This window comes from Segatella maculosa DSM 19339 = JCM 15638 (genome assembly GCF_000382385.1).
Classification (GTDB): domain Bacteria; phylum Bacteroidota; class Bacteroidia; order Bacteroidales; family Bacteroidaceae; genus Prevotella; species Prevotella maculosa.
In genome coordinates, this window is sequence record NZ_KB908349.1 from 1 (window position 1) to 18,602 (window position 18,602).

Here is an 18,602-nt window from a genome sequence, read left to right on the forward strand (position 1 = left end):
GGTCGACAGCCGACAGGCAAACCGTCAGGCAGAGAGCCGTGACCGGTCCGCTTGCCGTGATGACAGCGACGGGCAAGACAAACAGCTTGTCAACGCCTCAACCGTGCCCCCGTCAACTTCAAAAGAGACATCAGGTGGTTATTGCGGCGGGGTCCCACCTCTTCCCATTCCGAACAGAGAAGTTAAGCCCGCCTGCGCCGATGGTACTGCAATGCAATGCGGGAGAGTAGGTAGCCGCCTTCTTTTACTTGGAGCCCCGGGGACAGCAATGTCTTCTGGGCTCTTTTTTTGTTTTGTGGCCGGCACGATGCGCCGGCGGACAAGGCCAAGTGAAATCAGGCCTGGTCAGAGGCAATCCACCTTCAGCCTTGTTGCAGTCCGATCCCAGCCATATTGCGAGGCAACCCCAGCCAGATTAGGCGCTAATCTCAGCCATATTGTGAGGCGAAATGAGTGATTCATTTTAGCGGGCCTCCTTCCTTAGGCCTCTTTATAATTAATAATATATATTAAAACATAAAAAAGATAGGATTGGTTTTCGCATACATATTATTTTTCTTTATATATTTGAATCCAAAGAAACTATTTGTGTTTTATAATTAAGACCTATTGTAGGTATAAGTTTCATCTTTATTAAAAAGTTATTTGTTTTATTTGGTGTTTTGTCTTTAATGTTGTTTTCGTGTAATTTTGATTTTAATGATACTGCTGAAAATACAACTATTAAGATGGATAAGTACAACAAGATTGTTAGAAATTCTAAAATCTTGATAGATGAGTTTTGGATTGCTAATGAAAATAATAAAACACGTTCTATTACAATTAACAATACAAATAAGAATTAATAGCTTATTTGTATTAAAAAATATTTTATGCGATGTAGAATAATTTCTTTTTTTATTATTATTGGCTTTATCGGTTGGATTACTGATTTCGTCATAAAGGTTTTTAATGGCAATATAACTACGAGGTATGCCGTTTCCACACTTATCGTTTCAATGATTACGGTTCTTCATATCGTGGAAGATAGATTGCATGCACGCGGTAAAATTAAAAGCAATTTGCTATATTTCCTTATTGCGGCATGCTATCCGGTCTTTATTTTCGTGTATTTCCACCTGTTGTGATTAAACCTATTTTTCAAAGTGTGCCTTGAGGACAGTAATGCCCTTGGGGCTTTTTTGTTTGTAGCCGGCGTAATGTGCCGGCGGACAAGGCCGAGGCAAGACACCTTCAGCCTTGTTGCAATTCAATCTCAGCCTTATTGCGAAGTAATTACAGCCATATTGCGTGGTAATATGGCTGAGATTACCGCGCAACTAATCCTTGAAAAGGAAGAAAAGTAGAAGTTGGTGTAAACTGACTGATAATGAGCAGGAAACGGAGTCATTTGCATAATACTACACAGTTCGTAAAGAGTAGGAATATGCAGATTTAGGCAGAAGTTCAGTTACCAAAGTGTTACCTGATTTCGTCATAGGTAGCGATGGAGTAATGTTCGGTAACTGAATTATTTTCGCTCGTGTGGATGTTGCTTCGGTCGGCAGTTTTCTGCATAAGCGAGGAACGCTTTAATTCGGGTAACTTTGCCCATAAAAATTAAAGCGTATGAAACAAGAGAAAATGAAAGTGTTGCTCTACCTCAAAAAGAGCGGTCTTGACAAGTCGGGCAAGGCTCCCATCATGGGACGTATTACACTTGGAAGGAGTATTGCACAGTTCAGTTGTAAACTCTCCTGCAACCCCGACTTGTGGAATCCACGAGAGAGTCGAATGGACGGCAAGAGTCGTGAGGCGGTGGAGATAAACGGTAAATTGGAAAATCTACTGTTGTCTGTTCAGTCGGCTTATCAATCTCTGCTATCCAAAGGTTGCCCATTTGATGCAGCCGATGTGAAAGAGCTGTTCCAAGGGAGCGTACAGACACGATGCATGCTCATTGAAAGGCTGGATATGCTCATTAAGGAGAAGGAAAGTCATGTTGGTATAGATATCAAGGAAGGAGCCATACACGGCTATCACTCTACCCGAATTCATTTGCAGAAGTTTATTCAACGGAAATACAAGGTAACAGACTTGGCTTTCTCACAGCTCACAGAGAACTTTATCTATGAGTTTGGGCAGTATTTCTTAGGTGAGTGCGGTTTTCAAGAAAGCACATTCTATAATGCAGCCACGCATTTGAAGACGGTATGCAGGTTGGCTTACCGTGAGGGATTGGCTGATGTTCTTCTATTTGACAAAGCCAAAATCAGCAAGGGCGACAAGAGACTGCCCAAAGCATTGGACAAGGAAGCATTAGACAAATTGAAGGCTCTCAACTTTGAGTACTTGGAGGAGGAAATGGAAACTGCACGAGATATTTTCCTCTTTGCCTGTTATACAGGTGCTGCTTATTGTGATTTGATGGGACTTGGCAAGAAGCATCTTTTCCGTGATGACGAGGGGAGTTTATGGTTAAAGTTCAACCGCCACAAGACAGGCGTATTATGCCGTATCAAACTGCTACCCGAAGCCATAAGGCTGATGGAGAAGCTCCACAGCGATGGAAGGGAAACATTACTCCCCTATATCAAGTACAAGAACTATCAGATCTGTTTGAAAGCTCTACGGCTTCGTGCAGGTATCTCGTTTCCCTTTACCACGCATACCGCAAGACACACCTTTGCTACGCTTATCACGCTTGAGCAAGGAGTACCTATTGAAACGGTGAGCAAGATGCTCGGACATAGCAACGTAAGTATGACCGAGCGTTATGCAAAGGTTACACCCCAGAAACTCTTTGAGGAGTTTAATCGTTTCCTTTCTTTCATGGAGGATATGCAGATGAGTATTTAGCAATAGACATATTAAAACTAAAATCATTATGAGAAGTACATTCAAGATACTGTTCTATATCAACAGACAGAAAACTAAGACAGATGGCAATACCGCCATTCTCTGCCGTATCACCATCGATGGAAAGAACACAACTATTCGCACAGGCGAAGAGTGCAATCCCTCCGAGTGGAACACCAAACAGGGTTTGACAACCAATAAGAAGACCAACCAAAGAATCAATGAGTTCAGGGAATTGATAGAAAAAACCTATCGGGACATACTGACGAGGGAAGGAGTGGTAAGTGTGGAACTTATCAAGAACAGTTTGCAAGGCATTGCCACTAACCCCACCACGCTCCTTGCAATGAGCAAGGCGGAACTGCAAGCCGTCAAGGAAAGCGTTGGAAAGTCAAGGGCAGAGGGAACTTATCTGAACCTTTACTATTCTGATAGAAATCTCCGTGAGTTTGTCAAAGATAAAGTATTGCAGGACATACCCATTTCCACCATTACGGAGGACTTGATTGAGGAATACCGTTTCTTCCTGAAAAAGCGTGGGCTGAAAGCATCGACTATCAACAATAACCTCTGTTGGTTGAGTAGGCTGATGTTTCGTGCGGTTAGTAGGAGGGTTATCCGTTGCAATCCCTTTGAGTACGCCAAGTATGAGAAGGAGGAAAAGAAGATACGCTTCTTGCAAAAGGGCGATGTAATGAAACTTATGGCAATGAGTATGAATGACAAGGAAGCAGAGTTGGCAAGACTGATGTTCATCTTTTCCTGCTTCACAGGCTTGGCTATCTCAGATATGGAGAATTTGAAATACAAGCATATCCAAACGGCAACGGATGGACAGATGTATATACGCAAAGAGCGTCAGAAGACAAAGGTTGAGTTTGTCGTGCCGTTACATCCCATAGCGGAAGCTATCATCAACTATTATAGGAAAGAGCTGGCAAGAAACGAAGAACAGCAGACGGTGAAAGAAAAAGGCGACAGCCTTGTCTTTCAACCTCATTGCAGCCGTAGCGTGATGGGCAAGAACCTGAGCGTCGTGGGTAAGGCTTGCGGTATCAGACAGAGACTGTCGTACCATGTTGCAAGGCATACCTTCGGTACGATGAGCCTAAGCGCAGGAATACCTATTGAGAGCATAGCCAAGATGATGGGACACGCTTCCATATCAAGCACTCAAGTTTATGCGCAGGTAACGGACAACAAGATTTCAAAGGATATGGACAGGCTTATAGCCAAGTACAAGGCGAAGGACAAGACTACCGTAAATGCAGATGTGGAAGCAGCGACGGACACAAAGACAATCCCGCTTGTTGTCTATTCAAATGGCAGAAAGGAGGAAACGGCATGAATACGAACTATAAACTAAGAACTATGACTAGCACGGAGAATCATCGCTGTTATTTTGATTGGGGCTGCAATATGCAGATTGTCCGCAAGGGAATCGGAGACATAGCCATGACAGAGGGAGAACTTACAAGGTTCTTCGGAGTAACGTGGAGAAAACTTAATCATGGGTTGCAAACACTTATGAAATCCTCCACCTTGCATCCCGATGAGAGGGGTGCAAGTGAAGAGCCTGTTTTCATCAGCGGACAATTGAAAGGCTATGCGCCACTCTATCCGCTTCCTATCATCATTGCCCTGTCCTTTCTGTTGGACAGCACGGAAGCGCATTTGTTCAGAAAGTACGTCTGTCAGAAGTTGCAGAAATCAGCATCCATGATAACACCGATATTCCTGATAGGCAACACGCATAATTGATGATAATACTTCCTTTTTCTTTCACCGATTATATCTTACTACATTACTACAATAAGAGTTAAAGCGGTGAAAGAAAATGGATTACGCCGTAGTTAGGAGATGAAATAACTATTACTACCAATTGGCTACATTCTACTCCTGTAAAATGTATTGTATATAAAGTAATGCAGCAAAAAACTGATTGTAAAACAATTTAAGAATAAAACTTGTGTTTTTTCAAATAGTTTGTTATCTTTGTAAGCAATATATTGTAATGAAATGTCAAACAATGAACAAACAAGCGTTAGGAATCGCTTAAAAATTGTCCTTGTTGAACAGGGAAGAACGAACAGATGGCTTGCAGAGCAATTGGGTAAGACGGAGCATACTGTTTCTCGTTGGTGTCAAAACAAAACACAGCCAACAATTGCCATATTGGGACAAATCGCACAGATTCTGGATGTGGATGTAAGATTATTGATTAAATCAACAAAAGATTAAGCCAATGGGAACTAATTTCTTTACGAATGAGAACCAAAATACACTTTTAGAGAAAATAGAAGGTGTTTTCAAATATAAGAAAGTACATTTCTTTGATGTACTTGTTGGCTATTTCCGTGCTTCTGGTTACTTTAAGATTAGGAAGTTTATAGAGCAAACACCGAAGATAAGGTTTCTTGTAGGCATTAATGTTGATAAGCTTACGGCTCAAGCTAACCAGCAAGGACTCCTGTTTAATCCAGATGAAGGGCAAGCACAAGAAGAATTCTTTCATGAATTGAAAAAGAATATTCAAGAAGCTCGGTATGATAAGGATGTAGAGGAAGGGATGTGCCTATTTATAAAAGATATCATGTCAGGAAAAATAGAAATGCGCATTCATCCTAAACAAAATATCCATGCTAAACTTTATATATTTAGGGAAGAGATATATCATCCGCACGGATATGGCTCGGTCATTACAGGCTCAAGTAATTTGACTGATGCAGGACTTGAAAAGAATTTTGAGTTTAATGTTGAGTTGCGTTATGATGATGATATCCAATTTGCTACCGAAACATTCGAACGTTTGTGGAAAGAGTCTGTAGAGATAGACTTGACGCATATAGAAACGATAAAAAATGAGTCATACTTGAATCCTAACTTCACACCTTATGAAGTATATTTGAAGTTTTTATTGGAATATTTTGGGAAACGTATAGATTTCGATCCTAATTCCTTATCTGAGTTACCAAAAGGTTTTAAGAGACTATCTTATCAAGTTGATGCTGTAAATGATGGATTTTCCAAGATGATGAAACATAATGGTTTTTTCCTGTCTGATGTCGTCGGATTAGGAAAAACTGTTGTTGCGGCTTTAATTGCTAAGAAATTTTTCTATGCCAATGATTTCCCAGCATACCATTCTCATGTATTGGTCATCGTCCCACCTGCTTTACAAGAGAGTTGGGAGGAAACCCTGTCTAAATTCAAGGTAGATAATTACAGGATTGTTACAAATGGAAGTATAAGCAAAATAAAAGATGCGTCTCTCTACGACTTAATCATAGTTGATGAGGCCCATAAGTTCCGTACAGACACTGCTTCTATGTATAACGAACTGCAGAAGTTATGCAAGACTCCTTGCTGCCATCATCATGCGGATGGAACCTTATATAGTAAGAAGGTAATTCTCGTCTCAGCAACACCGTTGAACAATAAGCCAGAAGATATAGCCAATCTTGTATATCTGTTTCAGGACTCGAAAGATAGTACACTCGAGGAAGGAAACCTACAACGTTTCTTCAGAGAGCAGATAGACGCTTATAAGAAGGTAAAAGGAGAAAAAGACAGCAGAATCATAGCAATTAAAATTAGAGACATTTACGAGAAGATACGTGTAAAAGTTGTAGAACCATTGATGGTACGTCGCACCCGCACAGACCTTTTAGAGAATGAAGCATACAAGATTGATTTAGACACACAAGGTGTTGCATTCCCCAAGGTTCATCAACCACAGCCACTATATTATAAATTAGATAAGCAGTTGAACGAACTTTATGACAAGACCATCAAGGTGTTGAGCGATGAGAAGGAGGGTCTGACTTATTTCAGATATCAAGCCATTAAATATCTTAATAAGGAAAAGAAAAAGAAATACAAAAAGGCCGATATGATTTCCGTTCAGTTGGCAAAGATTATGAAAACCTTACTTGTGAAGCGGTTAGATAGTAGTTTTTATGCTTTCAAACAATCACTAAAACGATACTATCAGTCAAACTGTGTCATGCTCAAGATGTTTGAAAATAGAAGGATTTATATTGCGCCTAAGCTAAAGGTTAATGAACTCCTAAGCGAAGGCAAAGAGGAGGAGTTGATAAAACTAATTGAACAATCCCCTTACAATGATTCCACAATAGATGTCTATACACCAGAAGACTTTGTCAAACCTATTTATTTAGATGGGTTGAAACACGATAATGCTGTATTGGAAGATTTGGTAACTGAATGGGATAAGATAAACTATGACCCCAAACTGGATGTATTTCTTGACAAACTAAAAAATCAATTGTTTGACAAGTCCATTAATCGTGAGGGGAAATTAGTAGTTTTCTCAGAAAGTAAAGAAACAACAGACTATCTATTGAAAGAGTTAGAAAAACAAGGATATGACAAGGTCTTATCGGTTGAAAGCTGCAACCGTACAGAAAAGATGCCTTTAGTAAGTGCAAACTTCGATGCAAATTATAAAGAACATAAGAAAGATGATTACAACATTGTGCTGACAACAGAAGTCCTGGCTGAAGGTGTCAACTTACATCGAGCCAATGTGGTTGTTAATTATGACACCCCATGGAACTCTACACGTCTAATGCAACGTATTGGACGAGTGAACCGTATAGGGAGTACTGCAAAGGATGTTTATATCTACAATTTCTTCCCTACGAAAGAAGTAAATAATGATATAGAACTTGAAAACAAAGCCAAGATGAAGCTATTTGCTTTTCATGCTGCTTTAGGAGAGGATAGTCAAATATATTCAGAAGAGGAAAATCCAGAGAGTTTTGGCTTGTTTGATAAGAATCTTGAAGAAGAACGCGACGAGAAGTTAGGCTATCTGATGTGGTTAAGAAAGCAAAAGGAGGAGCATCCCGATTTGTTGAGAGCCATAGAGAAAATGCCTTTGCGTGCTCGGGTTGGTAGAATTGCTACCAATGCAGACCACTCAACATTGGTGTTTATTCGTAACGAAAAACGAGATGCTTTCACGCTTATCCATAAAGATGGAAGATTGGAAGAACTTACTTTTCTTGAGGCAGTTAAGATGTTTAAGGCTGATGTTGACGAAAAGGCTATTTCGCTACATGAACTTCATTATTCCCAAGTAGGGAAAGCTCTTGATTTCTTTTCGGAGAGAGCTGAGGCAGAAAAGGGGAATACGCTAAAAGTAAACCCAACACAAGGACCTAACGAGAAGAGAGCAATAGCCTATTTGGATAGCTTTCTTACGATTCCAAATATTGATGCAAAGGAGGCAGAGTTAATTCGACAAGCGAAGAGGGCGATTACGACGGGTCGGTTCCAACAGTTGCAGCGAAAGGTGAACAAACTGAAAACTATAACAAAGAAAACCCCTGTTAAACGCTCTGTTCTTCTTGAACAGATGATACAAATCCTGTCATCTTATCCTTTGGTAACAGGGCAAAACACGGATCCTGTTAATGTTACGGTAGATGGGCAGCAACCGAGAGAATTGTTTAATCCTGAAGTTATCATTTCTGAAAGCTTCTGTTCTTGATGGAGTATGAATGAGACAAATCGTATAGAATACAAGCTATGGATTACCCCTGATTTGGATATAGAGAAGGAAGTGATAGCTTTTCTGAACTACAAGGAAGGTGGCTACATATATATAGGTGTAGATAAAGATGGAAATACAGTAGGAGTAGATGATGTTGATACTTGTATGTTACAGCTAAAGGATCGTATCAAAAATAATATCTCACCCTCAGTTATGGGGCTTTTTGATATATCAGAAGAAGAACGGAACGGCTGTCCCATTGTAAAGATAACGATTGCAAGTGGCATTGAGAAACCTTATTTCAAGTCCAAGTATGGTATGACTTCCAAAGGGACATTCATTCGGATAGGTACTTCTGCTGAGCCTATGCAGCAACAGCAAATTGACAGACTGTTTGCGATGCGAACACGAAACTCCATTGGAAAGATTATCTCTAACAGACAGGATTTATCTTTCGAACAGCTTCGTATTTATTATGACGAGCGAGGCAAACGACTTAACGATAACTTCAAACGTAGCTTGGAACTGTTGACAGAGAATGATAAGCTTAACTATGTTGCTTATTTGTTAGCTGATGAGAATAACAACTCTATAAAACTTGCTAAATACTCAAGCCTTGATAGATGTGAGCTAATAGAAAATAATGAATATGGATACTGTTCGTTAATTAAGGCAACAAAGAGTATCTTGGCAAAATTAGATATAGAGAATAAAGTCTTTGCAACTATCACACCTGCAGAACGCACAGAGTATCCTTTATGGGATAAGATAGCTTTGCGTGAAGCAGTTGTCAATGCCATTGTACATAATGACTATTCATTTGAGGTGCCACCCAAGTTTGAAATCTTCCCAGATCGCATTGAGATTACGTCTGCGGGACGGTTGCCAGAGTCATTGAGTCGTGAAGAATTCTTTAATGGTATTTCCATTCCACGCAATAAAGAATTAATGCGTGTCTATAGAGACCTGGAGTTAGTAGAGTCTTTGGGGTCTGGAGTTCCTCGCATACTCAGAGCCTATGGTGCAGAGTGCTTTGTCTTTACAGACAACTTTATACGTATTACTTTCCCAATCTCTAAGAAGTATCAACGACAGTATACCACTAATGATGTGGAAGAGAGTGTACAAGTTAGCTTGCAACTTAAGTCTTTGATAATCAGTGTAAATAAGCAGATGCTGTCTGTTGATGAGATACAGCAAGTGTATAAGCAAGTGTATAAGCAAGTGTATAAGTCTCATTGGTATTTCAAAAAGAAATTTATTCTCCCAGCTATGCAGCGAGGCTGGATAGAGATGCAGTATCCTGACAAGCCCAATCATCCTCAACAAAAGTATAAACTTACAGAGAAAGGGTTACTATTGCTTAATACTATTATTCAACAAAACGAACAAAAATAAATAATATACATATGGATAAGGCTGAACTGAAAAATAAATTGAAAAAGGAATTCAATCTTGAAATGTGGAAGAATATTTTGAGCAGAATGTTTCATAAGATTGATTATCTTTCTGTCCCTAATTCTATAGAAGACGAATCTGCAATAAGTGGCGGACAAATAGGAACTATACATCTTGATGACAATCACTCTTTGGCTCTTTTTGTGATAGAGGTTGCCGATAACAAAAACATAGCACGCAACAGGAAAGGGCTACGTGATATAGCTGCAAAATATATTGACCAAGACATAAACCACGGTGTATTGGTTTTCTATTATTCGAAGAAACAGATCGATTATCGTCTCACCTTTATTTCAAAAACTACTGTGCTCAATGAAGCAGGAGAGTTTCAAACAAAGGAAACAGCCTCTAAACGCTATACATTTCTACTAGGTGGCAACGAACCATGTACTACTGCTGCTATACGTTTATATGAGTTGGTAAAGAAAGAGAATGTATTGTTATCAGATGTTACAGATGCCTTCTCCGTAGAACGACTCAACAAGGACTTCTTCAAAGGTTATAAAGACCGTTATAAAAAATTCTGTGATTTCCTTACAGGAAATGCGAAGGACAATCGCGACTATGTGAAAAAACTACTTGGTCGTCTTGTCTTTCTGCAATTCTTGCAGAAAAAAGGCTGGATGAGCGTACCTGCAGGTAGCAAAGCATGGGAAGGTGGTGACAAAGCATATATGCAAAAACTTGTCGAGCATTATAAGGACAACGACAGATTATTGAGCGATGTACTGGAACCACTTTTCTTCAATACGCTAAACGAAGCCAGACCCAACGACATCGCCGACGCACGTCTTGGCGACAACATCAAGATACCTTACCTGAATGGCGGTCTTTTTGACAAGGATGCTTTGGATAATAGGGATATAGATTTTCCTTACTCCTATTTTCAAGAACTGATGGAATTCTTTTCAGAATACAATTTCACCATTGACGAAAACGATCCTGATGATGCAGAAGTAGGCATTGACCCAGAGATGTTGGGGCATATTTTCGAGAATCTGTTGGAAGACAACAAAGACAAAGGAGCTTTCTATACACCAAAGGAGATTGTACAGTATATGTGTCGTGAGACCATTGTGCAGTATCTGAAGTCTCATGTCGATGAACAGTTATATCCAGCTCTTGAAGCCCTAATAAAGAATGGAGTTGTTAATACGGAACTTCAAAATAAGAATACTGCCAACGTAATATACAATCTACTTAAAGCTGTCAAGGTATGCGACCCTGCTATTGGTTCGGGTGCTTTTCCTATGGGGATACTCAATGTACTCTATCATGCTCGTATGCAACTCTACGGTTTTCTCAAGTCCACCGAAGATTTCTCTCATGCAAAGGTCAAGCGTGATATCATACAGAATAACATCTTTGGAGTAGACATAGAACAGGGAGCTGTTGATATAGCACGCCTCCGCTTTTGGCTGGCTTTGGTGGTCGATGAAACGATGCCACAACCATTGCCCAACCTTGACTATAAGATAATGTGTGGAAATTCACAACTATGTCGCTATCCTCTTGATATGCCCATAGAAGGTGTCTTTGTAGAATATAATCGAAAAGGGAAAGAAAAAGCGTCTAAGGAGGGACAGCAATGGGAAAACTTTACACTTGATACTTACAAAAGTTTGGTAACATCTTATACAGAAGAGCATCTGAACAAAACAACTCTGCGTTCTAAGATAGCGGAAATAAAAGATTGCTTCAAGACAACACTTGCTCGTGGTGACATTAAGAAGCGACAGGCAGCAGAACGGTTAGTTTCTGAATATGAAGAAACTCCCATGTTTGGAGAACGCAAGGCAATACTTGATCCAGATGGTTACAAGAAAGCCAAAAGCAGTCTTGCCAGAATGAAAAAGATGGAAGAAGAGGTGTTGAATAATAAATACTATCAAAACTCTTTTGAATGGAGATTTGAATATCCACAGTTGCTTGATGACCAAGGGCACTTTACTGGATTTGATATAATCATTGCAAATCCACCCTACATAAAAGAGGGGAGAATGTCCAAGACTTTTTTTGAACCTTACAAGAAATCTCCTTATTACAAAGGCAAAATGGATATATGGTATCTTTTTGCATGCAATTGTATAGACTTGCTGAAAAATAATGGCTCGTTATGTTTTATTGCCACCAATAACTGGACAACAAGCTTTGGTGCAAGCACATTACGGAACAAAGTAATAAAAGAAACTCGCATTTGCAAACTTATTGATTTCGGAGCTGTAATGATGTTTGAAAGTGCAAGCATTCAAACAATGATTATGCTGTTTAATAAAGATAAGGTTACAGATGATTATTCCTTTGATTATAGACGGCTCATAACAAGCAATGCAACAGAAAAAGACGCTATCGCTTTATTAGATGGCACTTCTACTAACTCTGTGTGTTTTCAGCCTGTGGTAAGAAGGGGAAGTTATATAAATAGCACTCTAACTTTTTCGGCGAATCATAATATATTTGCTCTATTTAATAGTATCAACGACAAAATTTATTTGCAAAATAAAGAGATAGCCCAAGGAATAGTTTTCCCACAAGATGTATTGAATGCAAAAAGTCAAAGAAAAATGGGTTGTCAATATAAAGTTGGACAAGGTGTTTTTGTCTTATCTGATATAGAAAAAGAAGAACTTAATTTGAATGATATAGAATTATCTTTAATTAAACCATATTATACAACAGCACAAATAGATCGGTATCGGGTAAATACTCATAATGCTTTATGGACCATATACACAAATTCAACATATAAAAGTATATATAGTTTGGATGATATGCCTCATATCAAGAACCATTTGGATCAATTCCAATATATTATCACCTCAGACAACAAGCCTTATGGTCTACATAGAGCTCGCGAGGAACGCTTCTTTGTAAAAGAAAAAATTATTGCACTAAGAAAGTCTGTTGGTAGACCTAAATTCGCATTTTGTAATTTTCCATGTTATGTTTCTCAAACATTTAATATTATCCAAACAGATAGGGTTGATATGAAATACCTAACAGGTCTTCTAAACTCTAAGCTGATAGAATTTTGGCTAAGAAACAAAGGTAAGATGCAAGGTTCCAACTTCCAATTGGATAAAGAACCGTTGTTGCAAATTCCTATAGCTGTGCCATCAAGAGAAATGCAAAGTCTAATTGCCAAGTTAGTGGATTGCATTATCCTAATCAATAATGTTCAAGATGTGCGTATTAACAAGTTCGTGTCAAATGAGTATTTAGCCAAGATGTTTGAACTGCTCATTGATGGATGTGTTTATGAAATATACTTGGGAGAAGAACTACATCGCATAGGTATTCATGTGTTTGACACAATAAGAAACATTGTTGAAAATTGCAATATAGACAACGATAATTTAGCCTCTGTATCTGAATTGTATAAATCCATAGAGGAAACAGGTGTTATCCAGAAGCTGGACAATTTGGAACATTATAGTTCAGATATTTTTAAACCTATAATAATGAACTGATATGGCAGGTATCAAAGAAATTGAGATTGAAGGTTTTAAGGCTTTTCCTAATAAATTTAGCCTCGAGCTAGATAAGAATCTACTGATGTATGGTGAAAACGGAAGTGGCAAATCTTCTATTTATTATGCACTCCACGCTTTGTTGCAAAGTGTCTATAAATCAGACCATGGGGCAAAATATTTTAGGCACGAAGATAGCGAGGAAAATCTCATTAACATCTATAAGTTGGATGATGTTAAAAATAACGGATTTAAACCACATATTAAGATAACACTTGATAACGAACACCAGTGGGAACTTAGCCGTGATGGGCTTTCATCTACCCCTGATACAGCTGATGATTCAGAACTGCGATTACTAAACAAAACAAGCGCATTCATCAACTATTCTTATATTTCTCGATTCCGTTCTGCAAGAAATTCAGAAACAATAAATTTGTGGAATGTCTTTATTAAAGATATTCTGCCTTTCTATGTTCCGACAGGTACAGATATGACTCTTGCTGATGCCTATTATAATCTTGTGGAAAATCCCTATCCATATAGAGTGAGAAGAGATATAGACGGTTTTAATGATAATTTATCTAAGTTTATAAATGAGATTAACCGTAATGCTTCTGATATATATAATAAATATTTTAAGGATGAAGATGAGGTAGATGCACTGATACAAGTCAAATATGCGAGAGATGATGACGAAATAGAAAACCCACATCATGAAGAATTCCAACTTTCATATAGACAGCAAAAAGCAAAAAGTACTTATGTTTGGCGTTATCCAAAAATAGGGCTTCACATAGTAGTTGGTGATAAAGCTATTCTGAAGCCTCAATCATTTTTCAATGAAGCACGTTTGACAGCAATAGCATTAGCTATTCGCTTTGCCTGCTTACAAAGTGGAAAGCCACAAGAGGGACAATTTCTTGCTCTTGATGATATGCTTATCAGTCTTGATATGAGTAACCGTATGAAAGTGATTCGTTATTTATTGGACGATATGGCTGATAAATATAAAATATATCTTTTTACACATGATAAATTGTTTTTTGAATATTTGAAACATAAAAGTAAAAAATCATCTTCCAGATGGTCATACGGGGAACTTTATATGCAAGATTCCAAAGAACCATACATAAGAATAAGCAGAACGTATATAGAAGAAGCTGACCATTATATTAAGCAACATAAATACGAAATTGCGGGCAACTTCTTGAGGAAGGAGGCAGAATCTTTCTGTAAACGTTTCCTTCCTTTAAAGTGGCAATACACAAAGGAATACTGTCTTTTAGATTTAAATGGATTGATAAATAATAGTAAGAAATTTGCAGAGGAAAGTGGAATATCTGATACAACTTTATTCGATGAACTTGATAATCATCGTAAATTTATATTGAATCCTGCCAGCCATGATAGCTATGATATTGGGAAATACGAATACGAGATTAAGCAATGCTATAATACTTTACTTTCTCTGTCACAAATATCAATTCGTCGGCTTCTTTCAAAAGGTCAAAAAGTCAAAATAGAGTTAAGTACAGTAGAGCCAGTAACATTTAAGTTTAACATAACTTTATGTGAAGATGTGTATTTAATACAAATAGCTGGGAAACCTTCTTATGTTTCAAAAGGTATGATAAACTTTACTGTTGATAAGAATGGGACAAGTTCTTCTGAAATTAAAACAGATAATACGACTCTTAAGAAGTTCTATGATAAGAATTATGAGAAATCAGATAAAAAAAAGGATAAAGATTTTTTAGTCTCTATTGTTAGAATAGATGATGGAAGACCTATAGGGGACTTACTTTAAATAAGAATCGAGATATGAAGATAGAAGACTTCTCACAACATCTCCAGACAACAGATAGGATTATCCTTTCTGCCAATTTTGGAGATGGGATGACTTAGTAGCTGAATGATAGAGGAAAATAAACAATGGGAGAGGCAACTTTCTAATAAGGAGGATAATAAATGTTCCAAGAGATAAAGAAAAATATAAAAATGGCAGTATTATCTGAATACAAACTTATGACGTGTATTCTTGCAATGCTGATTTTGTTTTGGAGAACTATTAATACGCTAATATCTGATAGCATTGTAAAAATTACCGAAACAGTTGCCGATAACAGCACCCTTGTTGCCCTTGTCTTTTTCTTATGCCCTACATTCATTGAAACTATTAAATTTAATTCTCTGAAAAGTGAAACTAAGAAATTCTCCCAAAGACATTTATGGGAATTTTTCTTGTTTGCAATTTACCTGCTTTTTAAGCGATTAGGAGACTTTTACTTTTATTCCTATTGCGGAATTAGTTACGTCTCATATTCATTTATTGGATTGCTTTTTACAGAATTAGGATTATATTGCTTATATAGAAGGGATTTTCAAGTCCTTACAAGTCTTCATAAAGGGGCACATTCTTTTTTCATAGAGGCTCCCACCACAATTGATAGTTATGATAGGAAAAAAAATCTTAAAACGCTGTTGGATAAAATCCTTTCAACATTCGATAACAGATATGCTGTAGAAAATCCTAATGCTTTTACAATATTGCTTAGTGAATCTTTTGGAATAGGAAAGACATCTTTCTTGTTCCAAATAAAAAAAGCCATCAAGGAGGAAGAATACAAGAATAAAATTATTTATGTAGAATTCAGACCATGGCTTTGCGAAAAGGCAGAAACGATTATTACAGAATTTTTCTCTACTTTGCATCAGGAGCTGTCAAAACATTTTGTTTTGCCCAAAGAACTATTTTCTTCTTATTTATCCTTACTTGTAGAAAAAGCTCCAAACACATATTATTCTTTCATGCTAAAATCATTGTATAGGAAAAAGTCCTTATCTGAAGAACATGACCGAATAATGGAGTTTCTCAAACAAATAAACAGACCTATCCTTATCTCCATTGACGATGTAGATAGATTACATGATGATGAGGTCAAGGTGGTGCTAAATCTTATAAGAGATACGGCAGACTTTCCTAACCTTTTCTATATAGTTGCTGCTGATAAAAAGAATCTGTGCCTGTCATTGAAACGTTTGGGTATAAAAGCCCCAGAGGTATATTTGAAAAAGTTTATCAATTTTGAATGCCTTTTTCCTGCAAACGATGCTGTATCAAAACAGTTATTCCAAGAAAAATTAGATAGCGTTTTGCGAGAATACAGTTGTGCAGGAACTAAAGACCTTATAATAAAGAGTATTTTTGAAATTGATAATATAATAGATGCATTTGAGACTCCAAGAGATATTGTGAGATTCCTCAATGTCTTTACATTTGCAATGGATTGTGTAGAAAGGAATAAGATAATGGATGAAATTAATGTTGCAGATCTATTTGCCATATCACTTATACAATATTTAGAGATAGGGTTATATAAAATACTTAGGGACGATGATAGTTCGCTTTTGTCATACGAAAACTCAACAAAAGCGTTAAATATAGCGTCATCATACAAATCTGTATTTGAGCATCCCATATTTGCGCATATAAATGAAAAGACAAAGAGAGAAGGACATCATGTTATCGTATCAAATATAGACGATGTTATTGCAGAAATATCAGCCCAGAAACAAATAGTATATCGGTATGTGGTATATTTTTTGTTTGATCAGCAAAGAAAAGATATCAACGGTTATTCAATGCGTTATGTGGATTCTTATTTCAGATACTTTGCTTTTACAAAGAAACAAACTCAAATATCAGGAGCCAAAGTTCGTGCTGTATTCTCTCCCGAATATGAAGAATTACATAAAATAGAGATTAAAGACATTATACAGCATAATCAAGAAAATTCTTTTATACATAATACAAGTAAATGGTATCATACATTTGATGATTCTAAAATTGAAATCCTTAAAAAACTTTCCACCTTTGTTGCCTTGCTATGCGAATTAAAACCAGAAGTTGTCAGTGCTGATAAACCTCCGCGAAGAGCTCTAATGATAGAATCTTTTATAGAAGTCTATGATATTCACAGGCTTTTGGCGCATATATATTTTAATGAACTTAAATCTTACCCTTCAGCTATTGTAAGTCAGGAAGAAACAGGAAAAAGATATGAAAAAGACAGAAATGACTTTGATAAATATATTAAAACTCGTAAATATGAAGTAAATTTCATCTCGCTGGTTCTTAAAAAAATCAGTATCAATAAAGAGTATTCTTTACTCGGTGATGACAATATAGAAAGGTGGTCAAGGCAGATTGTTGATAATTACATTGTAGAATTGAAAAAGTATGATAAAGAACATACTTTTTCCAGAAATAATCTTTATACTATCAGCCATGTGGCTGTATTAGACACTTATTATTGGATAGACAGCTTTAAAGATTATATTAAGGAATCCCCATATTTTATGGACTGGATAGCAAGAGTTGCATCCTATGAAAATAATATGTGTGATTGGAATGAGTTATTAAGACAACAACTTAATTTCCCACATTGGCAAAATCATGAAATTTGGAAACAAATCATTACTAATAGTAATTATAAAGAAACCCCTGTTTTAACGGATCTAATGGAAATATTAAATAAAGACTTAAAGTCACTGAATAAATCTATGCATCCATATCTTGATTTTGTTGAAAGCTATTGGAAGAATAATGATATGTATAAATAAGATAGATGCAGAAAGCATTTTATACCCTCTATTTCTATCTACAATAGTAATACTATATTGTTTCTATAATGTTCTTCCAGCAGTCTTTCCAAATCCGACTCCTTATAAAGTATCTTCCCTGCAAACTGCGTATAGGGAATAACTCTCCTGTCCCGATAGTCCTGCAAGGTGCGAGGGCTGATATACAGCCGCTCACACACTTCCTTGCCTGTGAGGAAATGCTCACCGCCAAACAGTGGCTTGTGTGTCTGAGCAACTTCCTTAATTCTCTTGCTTACTCCGTTGATAGCGGACAGCACCACCTGCATATCGTCCACCTCCATGTTCAAATCTCTTACCTGTTCCATATTCTTCATGTTTATTTGTTGAATTTATTTTTCTCCGCTTTCGATTTCTTTATTTTGGTTTGGAGCAACCTCTCCACGTCCTCACGCTTGTAATAGCACTTATGCCCGATTTGGGCAAAGGGCAAGACACCCGTATCACGATAGTGCTGTAAGGTACGCTTGCTGATGTTGAGCAGCCTGCACACATCCCCATTGTGCAGCCAATCGGTATGCCTGCTTTGTTCCCCGAATGCCTTGTGGCATGTCTCGGCAAGGCTGAGTATCTCGTTCCTCAGCTTTGCCCAGTTTGAATCCGTAATGATAAAATATCCCATAGTTTTATTGTTATTTTGTTTGTAATTC

Annotated in this window: 11 protein-coding genes and 1 rRNA gene; 10 read left to right on the plus strand and 2 right to left on the minus strand. The window is 37.4% G+C overall.

Annotated features, from left to right (window positions below):
- The first annotated feature begins 130 nt into the window (after nt 1-130).
- The 10 genes from rrf (at nt 131) to H164_RS0113395 (ending at nt 17,913) form a co-directional block, all read left to right on the plus strand.
- Nucleotides 131-243, plus strand: a 5S ribosomal RNA gene (gene rrf / locus H164_RS0113335).
- A gap of 1,365 nt (nt 244-1,608) precedes the next feature.
- Complete coding sequence (locus tag H164_RS0113355; RefSeq protein ID WP_019969089.1) at nt 1,609-2,838, plus strand: site-specific integrase; 1,230 nt, start codon at nt 1,609-1,611, stop codon at nt 2,836-2,838.
- Between the two features lie 28 nt (nt 2,839-2,866).
- A complete protein-coding gene (locus H164_RS0113360; protein ID WP_019969090.1) occupies nt 2,867-4,186 on the plus strand; it encodes a site-specific integrase in 1,320 nt (439 codons plus the stop codon).
- Entirely contained in the window at nt 4,183-4,599 is a 417-nt protein-coding gene (locus H164_RS0113365; RefSeq protein WP_019969091.1) for a hypothetical protein, read from the plus strand. Before H164_RS0113360 ends, H164_RS0113365 begins: the two co-directional genes overlap by 4 nt.
- Before the next feature lie 258 nt (nt 4,600-4,857).
- Nucleotides 4,858-5,079 (plus strand): helix-turn-helix transcriptional regulator, encoded by a 222-nt coding sequence (locus H164_RS0113370; protein ID WP_019969092.1) that lies wholly within the window; start codon nt 4,858-4,860, stop codon nt 5,077-5,079.
- A 4-nt stretch (nt 5,080-5,083) separates the two neighbouring features.
- Nucleotides 5,084-8,356 (plus strand): helicase-related protein, encoded by a 3,273-nt coding sequence (locus tag H164_RS0113375; protein ID WP_019969093.1) that lies wholly within the window; start codon nt 5,084-5,086, stop codon nt 8,354-8,356.
- Between the two features lie 6 nt (nt 8,357-8,362).
- A complete protein-coding gene (locus H164_RS0113380) occupies nt 8,363-9,757 on the plus strand; it encodes an RNA-binding domain-containing protein (protein WP_019969094.1) in 1,395 nt (464 codons plus the stop codon).
- Nucleotides 9,758-9,768: 11 nt separating this feature from the next.
- Nucleotides 9,769-13,287 carry an Eco57I restriction-modification methylase domain-containing protein gene (locus tag H164_RS0113385; RefSeq protein ID WP_019969095.1) on the plus strand — a complete coding sequence of 1,173 codons (3,519 nt, stop codon included), beginning with the start codon at nt 9,769-9,771 and terminating at the stop codon, nt 13,285-13,287.
- Between the two features lies 1 nt (nt 13,288).
- Nucleotides 13,289-15,097: an AAA family ATPase gene (locus H164_RS0113390; protein ID WP_019969096.1), complete on the plus strand. Its 1,809-nt coding sequence runs from the start codon at nt 13,289-13,291 to the stop codon at nt 15,095-15,097.
- Between the two features lie 191 nt (nt 15,098-15,288).
- The gene (locus H164_RS0113395) at nt 15,289-17,913 is read left to right on the plus strand and encodes a P-loop NTPase fold protein (protein WP_248616206.1); all 2,625 of its coding nucleotides are present in this window, start codon (nt 15,289-15,291) and stop codon (nt 17,911-17,913) included.
- Nucleotides 17,914-17,951: 38 nt separating this feature from the next.
- Here the strand turns inward: H164_RS0113395 and H164_RS0113400 are convergent, their stop codons facing one another.
- Together H164_RS0113400 and H164_RS0113405 are read right to left on the minus strand one after the other, a co-directional pair.
- The gene (locus H164_RS0113400) at nt 17,952-18,260 is read right to left on the minus strand and encodes a helix-turn-helix domain-containing protein (protein ID WP_026356381.1); all 309 of its coding nucleotides are present in this window, start codon (nt 18,258-18,260) and stop codon (nt 17,952-17,954) included.
- Between the two features lie 11 nt (nt 18,261-18,271).
- A complete protein-coding gene (locus H164_RS0113405) occupies nt 18,272-18,574 on the minus strand; it encodes a helix-turn-helix domain-containing protein (protein WP_026356382.1) in 303 nt (100 codons plus the stop codon).
- Between the last annotated feature and the right edge of the window lie 28 nt (nt 18,575-18,602).